We start from the raw sequence: 22,620 nt of genomic DNA, 5'->3' as shown, positions 1-22,620 counted from the left end.
AGAAGCAAGAAAAGCCGTTTTGACAACCGACACACCCGCCATTGCGTATTGCCTCTATAAGCCGTTTAACCATCTCAAGCGCGCTATTAGTAGGGTTAATATAGTTAAGAAGAACGCTTTAGGACATTTTTTTACGCATTTTTCCAACAAAAGTTTATCTACTTGGCGTTTGCCGCTTCAGCTTTGCTCACTCTACTATCGCCAATAGTGCTTTCGCTAACTCTGCTTTCGACAATAGCCTCCTTGGAAAAACGCTCTCAACAGAAGTGCTCTTCCAAGAACTCTGCTGCTTAGTCTTCGTTCTCCCAGGTCTCAATCAGAATGCTTTCACTGCTGCTTGGTAGGATAGGGAGTTAGTTTAATCGACCAGCGCCGCCGCTTCTTCAATACCCACCGAGACTAACCGCGATACGCCGGGCTCTTGCATGGTGACACCCATCAAGCGCTCGGCGGCTTCCATGGCAATCTTGTTGTGGGTGATGTAGATAAACTGAACGTTTTCAGACATCTCTTTCACCAGCCTGGCGTAACGGCCCACGTTGGCGTCATCCAAGGGGCATCGACTTCATCCAGCATACAGAACGGCGCGGGGTTAAGCTGAAAGATCGCAAATACCAGCGACAGCGCAGTCAGCGCCTTCTCGCCGCCCGAGAGCAGATGAATGGTGCTGTTCTTCTTACCCGGCGGGCGGGCCATAATCGCCACGCCGGTTTCCAACAGATCATCGCCGGTTAGCGTTAGCCATGCAGCACCGCCGCCGAATACGCGAGGGAAAAGGGTTTGTAGCCCAGTGTTCACCTGATCAAAGGTTTCGCGGAAACGCACACGGGTTTCTTGATCGATACGCTTAATCGCCCTTTCGAGGGTTTCCAGCGCTTCGGTCAGCTCAGCATGCTGCGCTTCCAGATAATTTCGCCGCTCGGCCTGCTGGTCGTACTCCTCAATGGCAGCGAGGTTGATCGCCCCCAAGCGGCGAATTTTATCCGTGGTGCTTTCCAGGCGTTCCTGCCAACGGGTTTCCGTCGCTTCCTGGGGTAACTGTTCGGCAAGAGTCTCGACGTTATGACCAAGCTCAGCTAGCTGCTCATCCTGGGTGGTGGCTTTAAGCGCCAGCGCCTGCACGTCCATGCGCCGCTGCTGGAGCTGCTCGCGGCTCTGTTCCAGGTTGCGCTCGTGCTGCTGGCGGGCAAGTTCATCGTTACGCAGCTGTTCTGCCAGTGCCTGAGCCTGCTGACGAGTGGCGTTTAAGCGCCCTTCCTGCTGCTCGCGCTGATGAAGCAGCTCTTCAAGCTCTTCACCGGCCAGCTCGTCGGGTTCGATCAGCATTTCCCGTGACTCTTCCAGCTCGGCAATCCGCAGCGAGAGCCGCTCTTCAGAGTCACTTGAACGCGCCTGCTGTGAGCGCAGACTATCGCGCTCGGCACTCAAGCGTTCACGCTCCAGCGCCAGCGCCTGCTGCTGCGCTTTGAGCGGGGTGTGCTGCTGGGTCAACTGGTCACGCACTTCACGCTGCCGGTTGCGCTGTTCTGCGCTGGTTTCCCGCGCTTGCGCCGCGCTTTCCAACTGTTCCATCGCCACATGCCAGCGGGCACGCTGCTCGTCGATGGTAAGCGCTAACTCCGCTTCATCCTCTTGCAGCTGGGCAAGCTCTTCATCGAGCTCAGTGGCGCGACTCTCCAGATGTTCCAAGCGCTGGGCCAGGCTGCGCTCTTTTACCGCCAGCTGTTGCAGGGTGGCGGCGTGGGCGCGCTCCTGTTCGGCCTGCTGTTCACGGGCCTGTTCCAGGGTTTCAATGGTGTCACTGGCCGCTTCACACTGCGCTTCTGCCAGCGCCAGCGCCTCTTCTTCGCTTTCGCGCTGGGCGGTCAGTTCGGCGTAGCGGCGGCGCGTTAATAGCAGCCCGTCGATACCTTCGCCGTTGGCCTGCTGGTTCAGCCAGCCGCGACCCAGCCAAACGCCATCCTGGCTTACCACGCTTTCGCCAGGTGCGAGGTGCGCTACCAGCGCCTCCGCTTGTTCTGCCGTTTGCGTATAGTGAATGCTCGCTAACCATTCACCCAACGCACCGGCGCCTTTGACCAAGCTGTCTAATCGCTGGCCAGAGGTTGAGGCGGCGGGTGGTGTTTGATCAATCAGCCGCCACTCCGTGGCTAAGGCTTCAGGTAAAGCGGCCAGTTGGTGGCGGTTCACCAAGCGGGCATTGAGCCAGGGCGCGAGCAGCCAGGACACCAGCGTTTCCCAGCCGGGCTCAACCTGCAGTGCTTCGCCCAGTTGAGGGGCATCCGCTAAACCATACGCTTCCAAGGTCGTGCCAATAGCAGGATCGTGATCCACCAGGGCGGCATCAATCAACGCTTGAAGTGAGGCTAACTCCCCCTGGCGCTGACTGAGTTCAGCGCGCTGATTGTCCCGCGTCTGAGTGGCCTGCTGGTAGGCTGTTTTGGCATCTCCGTAGCGCTGCTGCCATTGATCCCGCTGGGTTTGAAAACCTTCCGACTGCTCCTCGGCCTCGGTCAACTGCGCCTGGCACACAGCGTGCTCTTCACGCAGCGCGGTGAGATCGGCTACCTCGCTGCGCTGCTGACGGCGGCGCTGATTTTCCGCTTGTAAACGCTGAATACGCTGCTCAAGGTCGCGCAACTGATCCTGGCTGCGATCCGCATCGCGGCTAGCATCCCGCCAGCGGGTTTCGGCATCGGCCCACTGCTGCTCGGCGGCTTCCAGTGCGGGAGATGCGTCGGCCAACGCCTGCTCCAGGCTTTCGAGCTGCTCCTCCAGCGCTTCGTGTTCGGGGAGCAGATCCTCAAAGCGCTCGTCAATGGCGGCTAAACGCTCCTGATCGCCTTCGCTAACGCGGCGCTGCTCGTCCAATTCGCGCCGAGCCGTGGCGATGTCGCTGGCCAGTTGGGTTTCACGGCTACGCCGGTGGGCCTGATCCTGTTCTAAACGGGCGATGCGCGTAGTGGTTTCAAAGAACTGCTGCTGATGGCGATCGAGCACCTCAGAAAGTTCGTCGTGCTGCTCCCGGGCCTGCTCCAGGCGGGTTTCGCACTGGCGGACACCAAAGACATCTTTTTCTACCGCTATTTCCAATTCGCGAACGCGGCTCTCTTGATGCGATTGCTCGGCACGCAGGGCGCGCCCGCGCAGCAGCGCCAGCTCGCCCTTGAGCCGATACTCCTGATCCTTGAGATCCTGATAGCGTTTGGCGGCTTCGGCCTGACGCTTGAGGCGCTCTAGCTGCTTATCCAGCTCTTCGCGAATATCGTCCAGTCGCTCCAGGTTCTCCTGGGTTCGCCGCATGCGGTTTTCGGTTTCCCGGCGGCGCTCTTTGTACTTGGAGATACCCGCGGCCTCTTCAAGCGTTGAGCGCAGATCGTCGGGGCGGGCTTCGATCAGCCGCGAGATCATCCCCTGGCCGATAATCGCGTAGGAGCGCGGCCCCAGACCGGTACCCATAAACAGGTCGGCGATATCGCGCCGACGGCATTTCTGGCCGTTAAAGAAGTAGTTGGATTGTCCGTCGCGGGTGACCAAGCGCTTAACGGCAATTTCCGCGTACTGGGCGTAAACGCCGCCCATGCCGCCATCACGGTTGTCGAACTTGAGTTCTATGGACGCCTGGCTGATTGGTTTACGGCGGTGGAGCCGTTAAAGATAACGTCGGCCATGGATTCGCCGCGCAGGGTTTTGGCGGATGACTCCCCCATTACCCAGCGCACGGCGTCGATAATATTGGATTTACCGCAGCCGTTGGGGCCTACGATGGCGGTCATATTGCCATCAAAGGGCACCGTGACGGGATCCACAAAGGACTTAAACCCGACTAAGCGAATCGACGTTAAGCGCATACCGAAGCGGCGTTCCTGTTGCGATTATTCAAAGACACGGTTAATCACCACTTCGGCCGCTTCGTCGTCTTCAATTGGCCCGATGCTGACGCTCTCAAGGTCACCAAACAGATCCCCGGGCTGGGGCGCTGCTTGGCCAGAAGGAGAAACACGCACCACTAAACGGGCTTCCTGTACCTGGGATATTTGCGCCTGGGGAGACATCGCGACACTGTTATCTAGCGTCACGGTCATAGGCAGCTCGGATACCTGTGCCCGCACCACGGCCAGGGGCGGTAACTCGCCCTCAATATCGCGGGCGGTAATAAAGACGCTGGCATCGCCATCTACGCGCCCGACGAGCTCCTCATCCAGCGAGACACGCACACGAATGCCGGTGCCCTCGGTGACGGCTTCTTCGGGTTCAATACCCAATCGCTCCTGAGCCACGCGAATGCCGTCGCGTAGCGAGGACACAGTGTTGGGATCCTCGATATTGGCAATCGCCCGGCGCCAGTGGTCAATAGCCTGCTCGTAATCGCCGTTGTCGAAGGCATTAATGCCCAGCAAGCCCAGCACGGTGGGCTGGCGGGGATCCTGCTCCAACGTCTCGTCGACCAACGCTTGTACTTCGTCGGTAAGCTCGCGCTCAGCCATAAAGAAACGAATTTGCGCCAACTGCGCAAGCAGCGGTGGAATGCGCCCTTCAATCTCGATCAGGCGCTCCAGGGCGTCCACGGCCTTGGGCATTTGTCCGGTTTCACGGTAGAGCGGAAACAGCTCGCTCCACACATTAGGGTTATCCGGCTGGCGTTCGGCCTGCTCCTCCATGCGCTCGATATACATGGCAAGCGATCCATCAGGGTCGTTCTGCACTTCTTGCTGCACGGCCAGTAGCACCAGGTCGCCCTCAGCGCCCTTTTGCTGATACCAAATAACGCTAACAGCGACCACAGCGAGCATCACCACAGGCACGACAATACGGCCGGCGCTGGCAGCCTTTAGCGGCCGACGCTCGCGAAAAGCAGTGTCTTCCAGCAGGCTGCGCTCGAGTTCCAGCCGGTCTTCCTCAAAGCGTGCGGCATCTATGTCGCCGCGTTCAAGAGCCGCTTCCAGTGACGCCAAGCGGCGCTTGAAAATCGCCACGTTCTGCTCGGCGGAGGTGTCGTTGGCTTCAAAATCGCGCTGCTGGTCATGCAGGGCACGCGCGTTTCTTAGCGGCGAAACCAGCAGCCACAGCGCGGGGAGCAGTAGAATGGCAATGGCTATCCAGAGCAGCGGCATGAAGACCCCTTACGGTTAGTCAGCGCGTCTATGCGCTGGCGTTCTTCGGCGCTCAACGCTTTAGCAGAGGCGTTACGGCGGGCGCGAATCATCAGCACAACCACCATCGCACCTAGCAACACCAGGGCGATGGGCAAGCCCCAAAGCAGGTAGGTACGGCTCTCTAAACGCGGGTTGTAGAGAATATATTCACCAAACCGCTGCACCATATGGTTGATAATTTCGATATCCGACTGCCCGTCTTGCAACAGTTGATAAACCCGCTCACGCATATCTGCCGAAATGGGTGCATCGGAATCGTTTATGGCTTGGTTTTCACACAGTGGGCAGCGCATGGAGGCGGTTAAATCGTGATAGCGCTTCTCCATGACCGGGTCGTCAAATTCGCGCAGTTCGATACCACCTGCCGCTGCACCAAACGCTATGACCAGCAGTAGTAGCGCTGCCATGGTTCGCATTAGCGCCATTTTTCCACCTCCGGAAGAATTCGCTCGCGCACGTCTTGCGGTGATACGTAGCCTTTATGGTGATAGCGAATGACCCCGTCGGCATCGACCAGGAATGTCTCCGGGGCGCCGTAGACGCCAAGATCAAACCCTAGCTCGCCTTCCGGATCAAAAATATTAACTTCAAACGGATCGCCAAATTCGCTGAGAAACTGCATGCCTTTCTCGCGGGTATCGCGGTAGTTGACCCCGACCATGCGAATGTCGTTATCAGCCAGTTCCAGCAGTTGCGGCATCTCCTGCTTACAGGCCGGACACCACTCGCCCCACACATTCACCAACGTCACCTCACCCTTTAACAGCGTTTGGTCAACGCGGCGATTCTCATCACGCAGCGTGCTGGCTTCAAAGATCGGGAACTCCCGCGCCATCAGCGCTGAATCCCGCTGGGAGGGGTCTAGCGAGAGGCCTTGGTAAAAGAACAGCGCCAGGGCTAAAAAACACACCGGCAACAGTAATAGCAGTAGCCGTCGCTTCATGCCGTGGCCTCCCGTGCGCCATTTTGAGTACTGTTTCTGAGTACTATCATCCTGGCTAGCCACTTTGGGCGCTTCACGGGTGGATGCGGTACGGCGGTAGCGCTTGTCGAGCACCGCCAATACACCGCCAAACGCCATTAGCAGTGCGCCCAGCCAGAGCCAACGGACGAACGGCTTATACTGCACCCGCATTGCCCAACTGCCATCGCCCAGGTTCTCACCCATGGCGACATAGAGGTCGCGGAACAGCCCTGGGCGCAGGGCCACTTGCGTCATCGGCATACCGGTGGCCAGGTAGAGACGCTTTTCGGGCCGCATGGTAAAGCTGCTGCCTGAGTCGCCGCGCTGCACTTGTAGAATCGAGGTGTCCGCCAGGAAGTTAGCGCCACGACGCTCGGTTAACTCGGTCATGGTGAACTGATAGCCCGCGACTTCGACCGTGGTGCCCGGCGACATGCGCACGTTGCGCTCAATGTTGTAGTTGGACACTACCGTCACGCCGACGATAGTGACCGCAACACCTACGTGCCCCAGCACCATGCCCCAATAAGCCAGGGAGAGCTTACGAACACCGGCCAAAAACGAACTGGCGTGGCGGGTTTTATCAAATACATCGCGCACCATCGGCAGCACAATCCAGAGTGCAGAGACAATGCCCAGGGAGACAAACAGGTTCCACTCGCCACGGTACAGCAGCGGCATTAATATGCCGATCACCAATGCGGCCACACCGGCTAACCACAGTTTACGAATCAGATCCCGTGCCGCCATGCTCTTCCAGCGCGTTACCGAGCCAAGCCCCATAAAGATACACATCAACACGGTAAGCGGCACAAACAGGGTATTAAAGTAAGGCGGGCCCACGCTGATTTTCCCCAGCCCCACAGAATCCAGAATCAGCGGATAGACGGTACCCAGTAGCACGGTGACGGTCATAATCACCAGAAAGATATTATTAACCAGCAGCAGCGCATCCCGGGAGAGCCAGTTAAACCCCACCTTATGACTTACCCGCGGAGCGCGCAGGGCAAACACCAGCAGCGACAGCGTTACCGTAATGGCCAGCAGCATCAGGATAAAGAAACCGCGGGCCGGGTCGTTGGCGAACGCATGCACCGAGGTCAGCACCCCAGAGCGCACCAGAAAAGTGCCCATTAGCGACAGCGAGAAGGTCGAGATCGCCAGCAGCACGGTCCAGCTTTTAAACGAGCCGCGCTTCTCGGTGACCGCGAGTGAGTGAACCAGTGCGGTTCCCGTCAGCCAGGGCAGCAGTGAAGCGTTTTCGACCGGATCCCAGAACCACCAGCCACCCCAGCCAAGCTCGTAATAGGCCCACCAACTGCCTAACGCGATACCCACGGTCAGGAATGCCCAGGCCAGATTCGTCCAGGGCCTTGCCCAGCGGGTCCAGGCCGCGTCTAAACGCCCGCCCATCAGCGCTGCAATGGCAAATGCAAAGACCACGGAAAAGCCCACATAGCCCATGTAGAGCATCGGCGGATGCACTACTAGCCCGAAGTCTTGCAACAGCGGGTTAAGGTCGGCGCCATCCTGGGGCATACCGGGCAGTAGCCGCTCGAAGGGGTTCGATGTCATCAGAATAAACAGTAAGAAGCCGACGCAAACCATACCCATCACGCCCATTACTCGCGCGACCATATCCCGCGGCAGGTTGCCGGTAAACAGGCTGGCCGCACACCCCAGCCCGCGAGCATAAAGCTCCACAGCAGCACCGACCCTTCATGGTTGCCCCACACCGCGCTGAACTTGTAGTACCAGGGCAGCAGCGAGTTGGAGTTGTTGGCCACGTTCGCCACGCTAAAATCGTCCAGCATATAGCTGGCGGTCAAACAGGCGTAGGCAATGGCAATAAACACAAACTGCCCCACCGCCATGGGCTGACCATAGGCCATCCACAGCGGGCGCCGGGTGGCCGCACCGGCCAGCGGCATCACGGCCTGCACCGCCGCCATCAGCAGCGCGATAATGAGGGCAAAGTGGCCAATTTCAGGAATCATTTTGATAAACATGTGCGCTCCGAACCAGCACTGGCGGTAAGGCAAGGCGGTTAAACTGTGGGTCTTAGTATTCGCTTGCTTGGGGTACGCCTTCTTCGTCCAGGCGTTTACCCACTTCCGCGGCTTTGGCCTGGTAGTCGGCTGGCGAATAGCCCGCCTCTTCAAGTGCCTGGGCGACTTCAGGAGGCATATAGTTCTCATCGTGGCGCGCAAGCACTTTATCGGCGTACAAACGACCATCGGACTGAAGCTCTCCGATCACTACCACGCCTTGGCCTTCGCGGAACAAGTCGGGCAGGATGCCGCTGTAGTAGACCTCCAGGTCATCAACGTAATCGGTGACGACAAACTCGACGTCCAGGCTCTCGGGGTCACGGGATACTGAACCCTCTTTCACCATGCCACCGGCGCGAATCTGCCGCTCCATGGGCGCGTCGCCCTGGGCGATCTGTACCGGGCTGAAAAACAGATTGATGTTAGCGCGCAGCGCGTACAGGGTCAGCCCCACGGCAATCGCGGCCAGCGACACAAGGCCCAGGATAATAAAGAGTTTCTGTTTACGTTTAGGCGTCATTGGGCGTTTCCCCTTGCGCTGTTTGCGCGTCTTGCACGGCGTTTCAAGCCTTTGATCAATTGGCGCTGTTCAGCACGCGCATGCCATACGGTGGCGAGCAGCAGTAGCGCTGTCACGCCCCAGGCAGACCACACATAAGGCGCGTGACCACCCATGGCGAGAAATTCGGAAAATGAGTCAAACGCCATTAGCGAGCCTCCTCTGCCGGTACTTTCACCACTTGGCCGGTCACCAATTCCTGTACCCAGCGTTTGTTAGCTTCGCGGCGCAAAATTTCACTGCGTGTGCGCATCAGCGTTAAGGCAATGAAAAAGCAGTAGAAACCCAGCACCATAATGACCAGAGGCAGCCACATTTCAGTAGGCATGGCCGGGCGCGAGGTCAGCGTAAATGAAGCGGGCTGGTGCAGGGTGTACCACCAGTCCACCGAGTATTTGATGATGGGAATATTGATCACCCCCACCATGGCCAGCACCGAGGCTGCCCGTGAGGCGCTATCGCGGCTGGTAAAAGCCCCACGCAGAGCAATTACGCCCAAGTACAAAAACAGCAAGATCAGCATTGACGTTAGCCGTGCATCCCACATCCACCAGGTTCCCCAAGTAGGCACACCCCATACGGCACCGGAAAACAGCGCGACAAAGGTCATAGCTGCGCCAAGAGGCGCCATCACCGCCGCCGCCATATCGGCGACTTTAATTTTCCAGACCATAAACACTAGGCCGGAAACCGCCATGGCAATGAAGATAGACTGAGCCAAAAAGGCCGCCGGCACATGGACGTAAATAATTCGGAAGCTATTACCCTGCTGGTAATCCGCTGGCGCAAACGCCAACCCCCACAGCGAGCCAGTGACGATCAACAGCGCCGCCGCGGCCCAAAACCAGGGCTGTAATTTGGCACTAATGCCGTAGAACCACTTGGGTGATCCCAGCTTGTGTATAAAGGCCCACATAGCGTGTCCCGTCCTTAACCGTTAATACTGATACGCAGCGATGCGGCAATCGCCCACGGCGCCAACATGAGTGAGGCGGCGAGCAGCGCGCCCAGGATAGCCAGGTGTGCGGAGACACCCTCTCCAAAAATGGCCGCCTGCACCGCGCCTGCGCCAAAAATGAGTACCGGGATATACAACGGCAGCACCAGTAGCGAGAGCAGCACTCCGCCCCGTGCCAAGCCAACGGTTAACGCCGCACCGATGGCGCCAATCAAACTCAAGCTTGCCGTACCCAATGCAAGCGACAGCGCCAGCACGGCGTAGCTACCCGCCGGCAGCGCCAGCATAATACCCAATATCGGCGCCATCAGCGCCAACGGTAGGCCTGTCAGCAGCCAGTGTACGGCCACTTTGGCCAAACTTAGCGCGACTAACGGCTGCGGCGCCAATAGCAGTTGCTCCAGACTACCGTCGTCATAATCGCTGCGAAACAGGCTGTCTAATGAAAGCAGCGCGGCTAACAAAGCTGCGACCCACAGCAAACCTGGAGCAATCACCGCTAACAGCTCAGGGTCGGGCGAAATAGCGATCGGGAACAGCGTGATCACCAGGGCAAAAAACACCAGTGGGTTGAGCACTTCGCCACGGCGTCTCAGCAATAGCGTTAAGTCACGCACTAGCGTGGCCTTCACTGCGGTCATTAACCCACCACTATGCTCACGCAGTGGCACTGCTGAAACCTGTTGAGCGGTCTCCGAGCTTTGTGAAGAGCCGTGTGAAGAGCTATTTGAAGCGCCATGTAAAGAGCTGTGCAACCCTTTCTCCTCTACCATACAAGCATCGGTGCCCAGTGGAGGTTTCCGCGAGGGCGCTGTAACCCTTTCCCTGGGCGCTATTTTTGTAGTCTGACCGCCATGGATGGCGGAAATGACGGAATTGTCGGGAACACTTTCCGTCCATGACAAAAGACCCTCGCTTCAACCTCCCCTGACACCACGTTGTCGAGAGTTATTTAAGCCGCTATATCCAACTGAGATAGTCCTGCTTTCTACCCTAGAGATATCCGTCTGAGCAACGGTGAAGCGGTTAACTCGTGGTGTGTCGTTACTAACACACAGCCCCCCGCCTGAGCGTGGGCAACTAGCTGTCTTTCTAGATCAGCGACGCCGTGGCGATCAATCGCGGTGAAAGGCTCATCCAGTACCCATAGGGCGCGCGGCGTTAACGTTAAGCGCGCCAGGGCAACACGGCGCTGTTGCCCTGCTGAGAGTTGCCCTGCGGGCACATCTTCAAAGCCTGCCAACCCAACCCGTTCAAGAGCTTCCAGGCGCTGATCTTCATTACCACTTTCCCCACTTAACGCCTGATACCAGGCTAAATTTTCTAACGGGGAAAGCCCTGACTTAATGCCCGGTGCATGTCCTAAATAGAGCAAATTCGCGAGAAAATGTTCACGTGCTTCGTTCATCGCAGCGCCATTCCAGAACAGTTCGCCCTGGTAGTCACTGAGCTGGCCGGAGAGAATTTTCAGAAGGCTGGTTTTACCACTACCATTGGGCCCTTCAATTCGCACTATCTCGCCGCTGCGAACCTCCAGATCTAACCCTTGAAACAGCCAGCGGTCATCGCGTTCACAGGCAAGCTGGCGGGCTTGTAGACACAGGCTCAAGCGTCTCTCCTGGCATATTGATTTCGCGTCGAACTCTACACGTAAAGCCCCTTTCTCGCCACTCACACAATGCGGCGCTGGGTCGCAGCGTGATCTTCATCAATATGTCGTGAGAGCAATTATCTCTGGCACTGTATGCAAAAACAGGTCTACAATGAAAACCACTGTATGAAAGAACATGCAATGGAGATTCTTTGATGACCCTATCGATGGCAGCACCTACCGTTACGTTTGGCCGTAGACAACCGGCACCGCGCCCTTACGCAATGGCGCCTAGCATTACCCGACGCAATACCTATGCACTCAAAGTGCGTGGCAATGCACTGTGTGATTGCAACTTGTTCGATGGCGATGTCATTATTATCCGGCGCTATCAACACGATACCCAGACAGAAACTGCCGTTGCCGAAATAAACCAGCAAACGATCGCCTTGAGGCAGCTCTCTATCAGCCGCTTTGGCGTAGAGCTATGGCCAGAAGATACTTTGCAGCCAGCGCTATTTTTGCACAACCGGGATATTCAGGTACTCGGCATGGTAATGGGTGTGAAAAGTGAGACTACCTTTACGGAGCATTAATGCGCTATCGGGTTCCCGAGTTACCCACAGGGTCATGGCACACGGCTGACATTGAAGTAGAAAAGAGCCAATTTATCACCTGGATCTGCCACGCTCCCGATATCAACGCATTCACTACTCTGCTGAATGCGGCGAAAACCGCGCATCCTAATGCCAGCCACCACTGCACTGCCTACATTGCCGGGCCACCCGGCGAGCAAAATCTGATTGGCTTTTCCGATGATGGCGAGCCTGGCGGCACCGCTGGCCGCCCCATGTATCAGGTTCTCCAGGGGAGCCAACTGGGCCAGATTGGCTGTGTGGTCATTCGTTATTTTGGCGGTACAAAGCTCGGCACCGGTGGCTTAGCCCGCGCCTACACTCAGGCGGTTAGCCATGCCCTTGAGACACTCGCTACCCGGGAAGTGGTTGAGCGCGACACCTACACCCTGCGCCTTACTTTTGCCAATGAAGCGATTGCCCGCGCCTGGTGCGAAGAGCACGACATCCCTATTGAGCAAGCCGACTACGATGGTGATGGCGTTCGCCTGACCATTGGCTGGCCACGGGACTGCCCGCTTGACCTTGCCCCGCTAGAAAACCGCTTGAAGAGTGCTATTGAGGTTCTCTCTGCACCAAAGGCATAACGCAGCAGATGAAAGGGCCCCATATGTCATTGCGAGGAGCTTGCGACGCGGCAATCTCGTTCTGCGGTGGCAAACAAACCGAGATCGCCGCGCTTCGCTCGCGATGACACTCACCGGCCATTGCGAGGAGCCTGCGACGAAGCAATCTCAAGCCTACCCTGAGAACCAACCCCAGATTGCTTCACTGCGTTCGCAATGACACCCCTATGTCGTTGATGGCAGAGGACTAGTTAACCCAGGTATTTAATCATTACCCCGGCCGCGACTGCCGACCCAATAACACCCGCCACGTTGGGGCCCATGGCATGCATCAGCAGGAAGTTATGTGGGTTGGACTCCAGCCCCACCTTATTCGCCACCCGCGCTGCCATAGGCACGGCGGAAACGCCCGCGGCACCGATCAATGGGTTGATGGGCATTTTGCTCACCAGGTTCATCAGCTTGGCCATCAATACCCCAGCGGCCGTGCCGATACCAAAGGCGACAATACCCAGACCTAATATCCCCAGCGTCTCAAATGCCAGGAAACTCTCGGCCATCAGTTTGGAGCCTACCGACAGTCCCAGGATAATCGTGACGATATTGATCAAGGCGTTTTGCGCGGTATCCGACAAGCGCTCGACTACGCCACACTCACGCATCAGATTACCGAAGCAGAACATACCGAGTAGCGGTGCCGCATCGGGCAGAAACAGCGCGACCAGAATCAGCAGCATCAGCGGGAAGATGATTTTTTCCAGCTTGGAGACCGGCCGCAACTGGGTCATCTTGATTTGACGCTCTTTATCGGTGGTCAGCAGACGCATGATGGGCGGCTGTATCAGCGGCACCAACGCCATATAGGCGTAGGCAGCCACCGCGATAGCACCCAGCAGCTCCGGCGCCAGCACGCTGGAGACGTAGATGGAGGTCGGCCCATCGGCCCCGCCAATAATACCAATGGCGGCGGCCTGATTGAGCGAGAAATCCATGATGCCCATCGAGGTGAGCGCCACGGCACCAAACAAAGTGGCAAAAATACCAAACTGAGCGGCCGCACCTAAAAACAGCGTGCGCGGATTGGCCAGCAGCGGACCGAAGTCGGTCATGGCGCCCACACCCATAAAGATAATCAGCGGGGCGATACCTGAACCAATTGCTACTTTATAGAAGTTGTAAAGCATGCCATCGCTATAGCCGACGCCCACGGCGATATCATGTGCGGCACGCACCTGATCCGGTGCGACGCCATCGTGGGCTATCACTTTTAACGATTCACGCCAGGCTTCCGCATTCGCTAACGGATCCAGCGTCGCGCCCAGCGCTGCCGCTATCTGCTGTAGCACTGCGGGTTTCGCCACCTCGATCGCTTGGTCTAGCGCTGAAATCGCCAACCCTGCTTCGGGAATATTGGCCAGAATGCCGCCAAAGCCAATCGGCACCAGCAGCAGCGGCTCAAACTTCTTATAAATGGCCAGGTAAAGCAGCAGTAGCCCCACCATGATCATGACGGCTTGGCCAAGCTCAAGGTTATATAGCCCAGAGCCTTCCCATAACGTTACTAATTTATCCATTACTGGGCCCTTAGAGCTCGATCAGCGCATCGCCTACGGCTACGCTGTCGCCCTCGCTGACGTTAACCTTAGACACAGTGCCTGCGATACTGGCACGCACTTCGGTTTCCATTTTCATCGCTTCAAGAATGATCACCACATCCCCTTCAGCGACTTTATCGCCAGGGCGGACATTAACCTTGAAGATATTGCCGGCCAGCGGCGCATCAATGCTCTCACCAGTGGGTGCAGACACTTCCTCTTTGGGGGCGCCAGTGCTGGCCGCCGTTTGCTCCTGCACTTCGCCCAGTTCACCACCTTCAGACACTTCCACCACGAAGGCTTTACCGTTGAGCTTAACGGTATAGGTTTCCGGGCCACTGCTAGCCACCGGCGCTTTGCTTTCCACCTTGGCGGGTGTCTTTTCAGCACTTGCGTCAGTTGCCTGGGGGGCAGGTTCAAAGGCGTCGGGATTGTCGCGGTTTTTAAGGAACTTCAAGCCGATCTGCGGGAACAGCGCGTAGGTCAGAACATCATCTACTTCGCGCTTGCCTTCGGCCAAGCGAATACCTTCAGCGCTAGCCTTCTCTTTCAGTTCGGCAGCCAGCCTATCCATTTCCGGTGAGAGGTTATCCGCCGGGCGACAGGTAATCGGCTCGCCGCCTTCCAAGACGCGCTTTTGCAATTCGGCGTTGAAGGGTGCTGGGGCAGCACCATATTCACCTTTGAGCAGCGCCTGAACTTCCTTGGAGATCGACTTGTAGCGCTCGCCCATCATCACGTTCATGACCGCCTGGGTGCCGACGATTTGCGAGGTGGGCGTCACCAGCGGAATAAAGCCCAGATCTTCGCGCACGCGGGGAATCTCGCTGAGCACGTCGTCCAGCTTATCGCCCGCGCCCTGCTCTTTCAGCTGGCCTTCCATGTTGGTCAGCATGCCGCCGGGCACCTGAGCAATCAGGATGCGCGAATCAATACCACGCAGCGAACCCTCAAAGGCGGCGTACTTCTTACGTACTTCGCGGAAGTAACCGGCAATATCTTCCAGCAGCTCAAGATCCAGACCGGTATCGCGGCCGGTGTCTTTCAGCATTGCCACCACTGACTCGGTGGGGCTGTGACCGTAGGTCATCGACATGGACGAAATCGAGGTATCGACGTTATCAATGCCTGCTTCCACTGCCTTCAAAATGGTTGAGGTAGAGAGGCCGGTGGTGGCGTGGCAGTGCAGGTGCACCGGAATCGATAGCTCTTTCTTGAGCCGGGTGACCAGATCGAATGCCGTATAGGGCGTCAGTAGCCCCGCCATATCCTTGATAGCCAATGAATCTGCGCCTAAGCCAGCAATGGTTTTGGCGAGATCAACCCAGCTATCCAGGGTATGTACCGGGCTCACGGTGTAAGAGATCGTGCCCTGTGCATGGCCTTCCACGTTACGCACTGCCTGAATGGCGCGCTCGAGATTGCGCGGGTCATTCATGGCATCAAAGACGCGAAAAACGTCAACACCGTTGGTTTTCGCCCGCTCGACAAACTTATCGACAACGTCATCGGCGTAGTGGCGGTAGCCCAGCAGGTTCTGACCACGTAGCAACATGGCCTGAGGCGTATTGGGCATAGCCTCTTTTAATGCACGAATGCGCTCCCACGGATCTTCGCCCAAATAGCGGATACAGGCGTCATAAGTGGCCCCACCCCAGGTTTCCAGCGACCAATAGCCAACGCGATCCAGTTTTTCGGCGATCGGCAGCATATCGTCCAGCCGCATACGTGTAGCGAATAGCGATTGATGGGCATCGCGCAGCACGACATCAGTAATGCCTAGAGGGCGTTTTATTTCGTTCATTGTCATGGCTCACAGTAGAGAGTTGTAAGTTTGTAGTAAAAATAACAAAAAAATAGCCACAAGAGGGCCAAAATGAAAAAAATCGAGAAAGTTAACGACGCCGGCTTGAGCGATAACGATGCACTGCAGCACTGATCACCGCCATGACCTCGTCATTTTGCGCAGAGGAACCCGAAGATGGCGACGATTTATTGCCCGTATTAACAGCCACAGGGCGGGCTGAAAACGCCCAACAAGCTTCGACATCAGCGTAACGCTAATGACCAAAACAGTAAGAAAAACAAACACTACGCCCATACCGAGCGCCATCAACGCCAGCCCTTCTTGCAATAGTTCTAGATCCTGCATAAAGCGATCTCCTTGAAGCCCGGTGTCTTGAAGCACAGCTCAAGTACCATTTTTACGCACATCATGACGCCAATACGGTGAAAGGCGCTTGGCGCAGTAAGGGGAATGCACTAACCTGCCACACCCAGAATAGAATGCAATGGCGCGATAGTGGAAGTCATGGTTGTTAATTTACTACAAAACGGCAGAATCGGCCTAGCCCCGATGGAAGGGGTAATCGACGCCCTGACTCGTGATCTGCTGACCCGGCATGCCGGGTTCGACTGGACAGTCACCGAGTTTGTACGTGTGGTCGATGCGCGCCTGCCGCCAAGAGTGTTTTATAAACACTGCCCCGAGCTTGCGCAACCGCCTGTGGCCACACCAAGCGGCATTCCCGTGCATTTACAGTTACTGGGCTCTGACCCAGTCGCCCTGGCGGCTAACGCGCGCCAGGCGCTTAGCCTGGGCGCGGTGAGCGTCGATCTTAATTTCGGCTGCCCTGCCAAACTGGTTAACCGGCACGATGGCGGCGCCTCGCTGTTACGCCAGCCTGATCGCGTCTATAAGGCGGTTAAAGCCGTTCACGACGCTTTAGAGGGGGAAATCCCGGTGACCGCCAAGATTCGCCTGGGCTTCGCTAATCGCCGTTTAGCGGTGGCCTGCGCCCAAGCCACCGAAGCGGGCGGAGCAGCACAGCTGGTCGTTCATGCACGCACCCGAGACGAGGGCTACCGCCCACCGGCACACTGGGAGTGGATCGGCAAAATTCGCCGCCAAGTGAGCATCCCCGTGGTCGCCAACGGCGATATCTGGACACTGGAAGATTACTGGAAAGCCCGCACCCTGTCAGGGTGTCGCGACGTGATGCTGGGACGGAGCGCCCTGGCCGATCCTTGGCTGGCGCCACGCATTCGCCACTGGCTGCAAACCGGCGAGCGGCTACCTGAGAGTAGCTGGGCGATGCGCGCCAACGTGCTCAAAGAATACGCCGCTCTACAGCGTCAAAAGCTACCCGACCGCGTCGTGGTCTCTCTGGTAAAGCAGTGGCTTGCCCAAATGCGTCAAGGCAGCAGTGAAGCTGAACAGAATTTTCAGCGCGTAAAGCGCATCACCGAGTTAGACCAACTGCTCGACAGCCTTGTTGTCGACGAACAGCAAGCTGCAATGGCTTAGCCCTTCTTTCGCACCACCCCTTTAACAGGCAAAAAAAAGCGCCCTACCGCAAAGCGGGGGCGCTACAAACGATCGCAAGACCGGGGCGCGAGCGACTTCCGGTCAGGCTAGAAACTGGCGGTCAGACTGGAAACAGAAAACCCGCTCTCAATAAGAGAGCGGGTTTTGGAATCTGGCGCGCCCGGGAGGATTCGAACCTCCGACCCCCTGATTCGTAGTCAGGTACTCTATCCAGCTGAGCTACGGGCGCGTAACGTTTTACTAATGTTTACTTTTACTACGACCAAGACTATTACAAATACTGATTAATGCAATTAGCCTCTGGTACAACTAACTTTAAATACAGCTAATCTCAAATACGATTAACCATAAATGCAGTCAGCATAAAAAGGTGGCGCGCCCGGGAGGATTCGAACCTCCGACCCCCTGATTCGTAGTCAGGTACTCTATCCAGCTGAGCTACGGGCGCATACCTTGTGACCATGCACTTTTTTAACAAAGTAAAAGCACTTACTGGCCATGCGATTGGCGGAGAGAGAGGGATTCGAACCCTCGATAGGGCTATAAACCCTATACTCCCTTAGCAGGGGAGCGCCTTCAGCCACTCGGCCACCTCTCCTCAACGGCACGGCGCGAATATTACCGATTTAGTCTTCTTGTGTCTAGTCTTCTACGGATTTTTTTCGCACCGGCCATATCTTACATATAAGCTTACGCTTTAAGCATCGTTTCATCATGCGAGCTCGCAAGGCTTATTCCACTTCATTTTCACTGTTTCGTTCACGCTGAATACGCTGGTAAATCTCTTCACGATGAACTGCCACATCTTTAGGCGCATTTACGCCGATACGTACTTGATTGCCTTTCACACCTAGCACGGTGACGGTGATTTCATCACCGATCATCAGCGTTTCGCCAACACGGCGAGTTAGGATGAGCATGGCTGATCTCCTTTTCAGACGTTTTATGCAACGGGATATGTCAGCCGGAGGCAACACCATGCCATTATGCGACATAGTGTTCCCTGTCACCAATGACTCCGGCTCCATGACACCTTATACCTCCCGTTGAAAGAAAGCTCACCACCACACGGCAGTAAGTACCCCTTCAGCGTAGAAGGTTTAAGGTATTAATGTTATTCAGATTCGATATCTGCCTTATCTAAACCAAAAGCTTTGTGTAATGCATTAACAGCAAGCTCCATATGCTTCTCATCAATCACGACCGAGATTTTAATCTCAGAGGTGGAGACCATACGGATATTTACGTTTTCGTCAGCTAGCACACGGAACATTTTCGACGCCACACCGGCGTGAGAACGCATACCGACACCCACTAAAGAGACCTTAGCAATATTGTCGTCGCCACGCAGCTCACCGCCGCCCAAATCAGGAATCACCGTCTCTTCAAGCAGCTTTTTAGTGGCTTTGTAATCGCCCTTAGCAACCGTAAAGGTAAAGTCGGTATAGTCTCCGGCCGGCGCCACGTTCTGCACGATCATGTCCACTTCGATATTGGCATCGGCAATGGGCCCTAGAATGCGTGATGCCACACCCGGCACGTCCGGCGTATTCAGCAGGGTTAATTTTGCTTCATTTTTGGTGAAAGCGATACCGGAGATCAGTGGTTCTTCCATAGCGTCCTCGTCTTGGTCGGCTTCTGCAACAATTAGGGTACCGGGGCCGTCTTCAAAGCTCGACAGCACCCGCAGGGGTACGTTGTACTTTCCGGCAAACTCTACCGCGCGGATCTGCAGCACTTTAGAGCCGAGACTGGCCAGTTCCAGCATCTCTTCCACGGTAATGCTCGTTAAGCGCTGGGCTTTGGAGCAGACGCGAGGGTCGGTGGTGTATACCCCGTCAACATCGGTGTAAATCTGGCACTCATCGGCACCTAGCGCAGCGGCTAGCGCCACCCCTGTGGTGTCAGAACCACCACGGCCCAGGGTGGTGATATTGCCGTCTTCATCGACCCCTTGGAACCCGGCCACAACAACTACCTGACCAGCGTCCAGATCGGCCTTGAGGTCTTCGGTTTCAATGCGCTGGATACGCGCCTTGGTATAGGCACTATCGGTATGAATGCCTACCTGGGCGCCTGTGTGCGAAGTGGCTGGCACACCGATTTGCTGAAGCGCCATGGCGAGCAGTGAAATAGTTACCTGCTCGCCGGTCGATAGCAGCATATCCATCTCGCGCGGTGCGGGATCGTCGTTAAGCGCCTGTGCCATGTCCGTCAGGCGGTTGGTTTCGCCGCTCATGGCGGAGACCACGACCACTACCTGATGGCCTTGATCGCGGAAGCCCTTAACCTTTTCCGCTACGGCCTTGATACGCTCGACAGAGCCCACCGAAGTGCCGCCGAACTTCTGTACGTATAGTGCCATATGCCGTTTTTCCTATGCGTTCGGGAATGGAGGGTGAAAGTGTCACAAGTTTTAAATAAATAATAAGGCCGGTGACAATAATGCCACCGGCCCAGAGGTTTAGCTAAGAACGTTTTCCAACCATGCTGGTACGCTCTTCAACGCATCCGGCAGGGCGTCGGGTTGACTACCTCCCGCTTGGGCCATGTCGGGGCGGCCACCGCCCTTCCCTCCTACCTGGGAGGCAACATGGTTCACCAGCTCACCGGCTTTCACTCGGCCGCTCAGATCCTGGGTGACCCCAGCGATCAGACTCACTTTGCCGCCGCCTGGTCGGCAACGCCGAGGATAATCACTCCAGAGCTTAGCTTGTTCTTAAGCTGGTCAAGGATGCCGCGTAAATCTTTGCCTGACACACCATCCAGCTGCGTCGCCAGCAGCTTCACGCCATTGACCTCCTGCACCTGGCTGAGCATATCGCTACCCGCTGCACTGGCTAGTTTGGCCTTGAGCTGCTCAAGCTCTTTTTCCAGGCTACGGTTGCGCTCAACCAGTGATTCTACCCGCGCTTCGACCTGTTCAGGCTTGGTCTTCAAGCGCTCACCCAATCGCTCGAGGCGGGCTTCCTGCTCGCGGAAGTGAGCCAGCGCATTTTCGCCGGTGATCGCTTCGATGCGGCGCACACCAGAAGCAATGCCCACTTCGCTCATCACATGGCAGCAGCCAATATCACCGCTGCGTGCCACGTGGGTACCACCGCATAACTCGATCGAGAAATCGTCGGCACCAATGGTCAGCACGCGCACGTTCTCGGCGTATTTGGCCTCAAACAGCGCTGCTGCGCCCTTGGCCTTGGCTTGGTCCAGGCTCATCTTCTCGATCTTGGTCGGCGCATTAGCCAGAATCTGCTCATTGACCAGCCGTTCGACTTCCGCCAGTTGCTCGGCGGTCACCGGCTCGAAGTGGCTAAAGTCGAAGCGCAGGCGCTCGGCGTTCACCAGCGAGCCTTTCTGCTGTACGTGATCACCCAGCACCATGCGCAGCGCTTTATGCAGCAGGTGGGTGGCTGAGTGATTGCGAATGGTGGCTGTGCGCAGGCTGGCATCCACTTCACCACGCACGCTTGCGCCAACGCTTAGCGAGCCTTCTACCATCATGCCCTGGTGAAGATGATGACCGCTCTGCTTTTGGGTATCAGTGACCTGGAAACGGCCACCGTCGACATACAGGTAGCCGGTATCGCCCACCTGGCCGCCTGACTCGCCGTAAAACGGCGTGCGGTCTAGTACCACGACACCCTTCTGCCCCGCTTCCAGCGCTGCCAGTGGATTGCCCTCGCTGTCGACCAGCGCGGTTACCTTGGCCTGATCTTCCAAGCGGTCGTAGCCGGTAAAGGCAGTTTCGCCCTCCAACTCGATGGAGGCGCTGTAGTCGGCGCCAAATTGGCTGGCCGCCCGTGCGCGTTCACGCTGGGCCTCTAACGCCTGCTGAAAGCCATCTTCGTCCAGGCTAACGCCACGCTCACGACAGACGTCGGCGGTAAGGTCGAAGGGAAAGCCGTAGGTGTCATAAAGCTTAAACACCGTCTCACCCGGCAGTACCTTGCCATCCAACTCGGCCAGTGCCGCATTCAAGAGCCCCATACCGTGATCCAGGGTGCGTGCGAACTGCTCTTCTTCTTTCAGCAGTACACGGGCAATTTGATCGCTCGCTTCACGCAGTTCCGGATAGGCATCGCCCATCTCCGCATCCAGCGCCTCCACCAGCTTGTGGAAGAACGGCTCAACCGCGCCCAGCTTGTGGCCGTGACGAATTGCACGGCGAATGATCCGACGCAGGACATAGCCGCGCCCTTCGTTGGAAGGCAGCACGCCATCGGCAATCAGGAAGGCACAGGAACGGATATGGTCGGCAATTACGCGCAACGAAGGCGTAGCAGTATCAGGGTGCCCGGTCGCTTTCGCAGCGGCTTGCAGCAGGTTCTGGAACAGGTCGATCTCATAGTTGGAGTGGACGCCCTGCATGACAGCGGCGACACGCTCCAGCCCCATACCGGTATCGATGGAGGGCTTGGGCAGCGGGTTGAGCGTGCCCTGGGCATCGCGCTCAAACTGCATGAACACCAGGTTCCAGATTTCGATATAGCGATCGCCATCCTCTTCCGGGCTGCCCGGCGGGCCACCCCAAACCTCAGGGCCGTGATCAAAGAAGATTTCCGAACTGGGGCCGCAGGGGCCGGTGTCGCCCATCTGCCAGAAGTTATCTTCATCCAGCTTGGAGAAGCGCTCAGGGTCGATGCCAATCTCATCTTTCCAGATGCGCTCAGCTTCGTCATCGCTGATGTGTACCGTTACCCACAGCTTGTCTTTGGGGAGTCCCAGCGTTTCGGTTAAAAACACCCAGGCAAAGCGAATGGCGTCGCGCTTGAAGTAGTCGCCAAAGCTGAAGTTACCCAGCATCTCAAAGAAGGTGTGGTGGCGTGCGGTATAGCCGACGTTGTCTAAATCATTATGCTTACCGCCCGCGCGAACGCAGCGCTGCGCAGAGGTGGCGCGCACGTAAGGGCGCGGATCGCGGCCTAGAAACACATCTTTAAACGGCACCATGCCGGCATTGGTAAACAGCAGCGTCGGGTCGTTGCCCGGCACTAATGAGCTGGTGGGTACAATCGTATGCCCCTGCTCTTCGAAGAAGGTGAGAAAGGCCTGTCTAATCTCTGCGCTTTTCATAGGGTATCCGTAACAAGAAAGCGTGATGTCCCAGGGCGCTGTTGCCGCTACCCTCAGGGGTCGCAAAGCAGCCATTATAGCGCAGTTGTCAAACGACTAAAGCCGCACTTAGTGGCAGAAAGGCAAACAGCCACGTAAACAACT

General features: G+C 56.9%; 15 protein-coding genes, 3 tRNA genes and 4 pseudogenes. 3 read left to right on the top strand and 19 right to left on the bottom strand.

The genetic code is table 11. From position 1 onward, the window contains the following. Window positions 1-358: 358 nt before the first annotated feature. The 10 genes and pseudogenes from smc to ccmA all read right to left on the bottom strand — a co-directional run bounded on the left by smc (window position 359) and on the right by ccmA (window position 11,297). A pseudogene (gene smc, locus FDY98_RS03665) lies at window positions 359-3,851 on the bottom strand (chromosome segregation protein SMC). Between the two features lie 24 nt (window positions 3,852-3,875). After that, window positions 3,876-5,114, bottom strand: a complete 1,239-nt coding sequence (gene ccmI, locus FDY98_RS03660; RefSeq protein WP_027957347.1) for a c-type cytochrome biogenesis protein CcmI — start codon at window positions 5,112-5,114, stop codon at window positions 3,876-3,878. Continuing rightward, window positions 5,096-5,581 (bottom strand): cytochrome c-type biogenesis protein, encoded by a 486-nt coding sequence (locus FDY98_RS03655; RefSeq protein ID WP_027957348.1) that lies wholly within the window; start codon window positions 5,579-5,581, stop codon window positions 5,096-5,098. Before FDY98_RS03655 ends, ccmI begins: the two co-directional genes overlap by 19 nt. Then, entirely contained in the window at window positions 5,572-6,099 is a 528-nt protein-coding gene (locus FDY98_RS03650) for a DsbE family thiol:disulfide interchange protein (RefSeq protein WP_027957349.1), read from the bottom strand. The genes FDY98_RS03655 and FDY98_RS03650 overlap by 10 nt, the downstream gene beginning before the upstream one ends. Before the next feature lie 57 nt (window positions 6,100-6,156). Further along, window positions 6,157-8,129 (bottom strand): annotated as a pseudogene (locus tag FDY98_RS03645) (heme lyase CcmF/NrfE family subunit); the annotation flags it as partial. Between the two features lie 52 nt (window positions 8,130-8,181). Next, entirely contained in the window at window positions 8,182-8,691 is a 510-nt protein-coding gene (ccmE, locus tag FDY98_RS03640; RefSeq protein WP_027957351.1) for a cytochrome c maturation protein CcmE, read from the bottom strand. Beyond that, window positions 8,688-8,879, bottom strand: a complete 192-nt coding sequence (gene ccmD / locus FDY98_RS03635) for a heme exporter protein CcmD (RefSeq protein ID WP_022519956.1) — start codon at window positions 8,877-8,879, stop codon at window positions 8,688-8,690. The genes ccmE and ccmD overlap by 4 nt, the downstream gene beginning before the upstream one ends. After that, entirely contained in the window at window positions 8,879-9,646 is a 768-nt protein-coding gene (locus FDY98_RS03630; protein ID WP_009286787.1) for a heme ABC transporter permease, read from the bottom strand. Before FDY98_RS03630 ends, ccmD begins: the two co-directional genes overlap by 1 nt. Window positions 9,647-9,660: 14 nt before the next feature. Beyond that, window positions 9,661-10,329: a heme exporter protein CcmB gene (ccmB, locus tag FDY98_RS03625; RefSeq protein ID WP_223828158.1), complete on the bottom strand. Its 669-nt coding sequence runs from the start codon at window positions 10,327-10,329 to the stop codon at window positions 9,661-9,663. Window positions 10,330-10,676: 347 nt separating this feature from the next. Beyond that, on the bottom strand, window positions 10,677-11,297 hold the full coding sequence (ccmA, locus tag FDY98_RS03620; RefSeq protein ID WP_027957353.1) for a cytochrome c biogenesis heme-transporting ATPase CcmA: 621 nt from the start codon (window positions 11,295-11,297) through the stop codon (window positions 10,677-10,679). A gap of 197 nt (window positions 11,298-11,494) precedes the next feature. Here ccmA and FDY98_RS03615 point away from each other — a divergent pair, with 197 nt between their 5' ends. Both FDY98_RS03615 and FDY98_RS03610 read left to right on the top strand, forming a co-directional pair. Next, window positions 11,495-11,875 (top strand): LexA family protein, encoded by a 381-nt coding sequence (locus tag FDY98_RS03615; RefSeq protein WP_027957354.1) that lies wholly within the window; start codon window positions 11,495-11,497, stop codon window positions 11,873-11,875. Continuing rightward, on the top strand, window positions 11,875-12,501 hold the full coding sequence (locus tag FDY98_RS03610; protein WP_027957355.1) for an IMPACT family protein: 627 nt from the start codon (window positions 11,875-11,877) through the stop codon (window positions 12,499-12,501). Before FDY98_RS03615 ends, FDY98_RS03610 begins: the two co-directional genes overlap by 1 nt. A gap of 230 nt (window positions 12,502-12,731) precedes the next feature. On the opposite strand, the gene FDY98_RS03605 is transcribed toward FDY98_RS03610, so the two are convergent. The 3 genes and pseudogenes from FDY98_RS03605 to FDY98_RS03595 form a co-directional block, all read right to left on the bottom strand. Next, the gene (locus FDY98_RS03605) at window positions 12,732-14,054 is read right to left on the bottom strand and encodes a sodium ion-translocating decarboxylase subunit beta (protein ID WP_027957356.1); all 1,323 of its coding nucleotides are present in this window, start codon (window positions 14,052-14,054) and stop codon (window positions 12,732-12,734) included. Between the two features lie 10 nt (window positions 14,055-14,064). Continuing rightward, window positions 14,065-15,879, bottom strand: a complete 1,815-nt coding sequence (gene oadA / locus FDY98_RS03600; protein WP_022519962.1) for a sodium-extruding oxaloacetate decarboxylase subunit alpha — start codon at window positions 15,877-15,879, stop codon at window positions 14,065-14,067. Window positions 15,880-15,970: 91 nt separating this feature from the next. Further along, window positions 15,971-16,227 (bottom strand): annotated as a pseudogene (locus FDY98_RS03595) (OadG family protein). 159 nt (window positions 16,228-16,386) lie between these two features. Here FDY98_RS03595 and FDY98_RS03590 point away from each other — a divergent pair. Continuing rightward, complete coding sequence (locus FDY98_RS03590; protein ID WP_223828023.1) at window positions 16,387-17,382, top strand: tRNA dihydrouridine synthase; 996 nt, start codon at window positions 16,387-16,389, stop codon at window positions 17,380-17,382. A 173-nt stretch (window positions 17,383-17,555) separates the two neighbouring features. Here the strand turns inward: FDY98_RS03590 and FDY98_RS03585 are convergent. The 6 genes and pseudogenes from FDY98_RS03585 to alaS all read right to left on the bottom strand — a co-directional run bounded on the left by FDY98_RS03585 (window position 17,556) and on the right by alaS (window position 22,476). Next, window positions 17,556-17,632, bottom strand: a tRNA-Arg gene (locus FDY98_RS03585). Window positions 17,633-17,774: 142 nt separating this feature from the next. Beyond that, a tRNA-Arg gene (locus FDY98_RS03580) sits at window positions 17,775-17,851 on the bottom strand. Between the two features lie 57 nt (window positions 17,852-17,908). Further along, window positions 17,909-18,001, bottom strand: a tRNA-Ser gene (locus FDY98_RS03575). Between the two features lie 133 nt (window positions 18,002-18,134). Then, window positions 18,135-18,323, bottom strand: coding sequence for a carbon storage regulator CsrA (gene csrA, locus FDY98_RS03570; RefSeq protein WP_007111501.1), 189 nt, complete (start codon window positions 18,321-18,323; stop codon window positions 18,135-18,137). 194 nt (window positions 18,324-18,517) lie between these two features. Then, window positions 18,518-19,768, bottom strand: coding sequence for an aspartate kinase (locus FDY98_RS03565; protein WP_009286781.1), 1,251 nt, complete (start codon window positions 19,766-19,768; stop codon window positions 18,518-18,520). Window positions 19,769-19,867: 99 nt separating this feature from the next. Next, window positions 19,868-22,476, bottom strand: a pseudogene (gene alaS, locus FDY98_RS03560) (alanine--tRNA ligase). Between the last annotated feature and the right edge of the window lie 144 nt (window positions 22,477-22,620).

This window comes from Halomonas sp. PA16-9, from assembly GCF_009728585.1.
In the GTDB taxonomy this organism is placed as follows: Bacteria; Pseudomonadota; Gammaproteobacteria; order Pseudomonadales; family Halomonadaceae; genus Vreelandella; species Vreelandella titanicae.
This window is presented reverse-complemented; position numbering and strand designations above follow the sequence as displayed.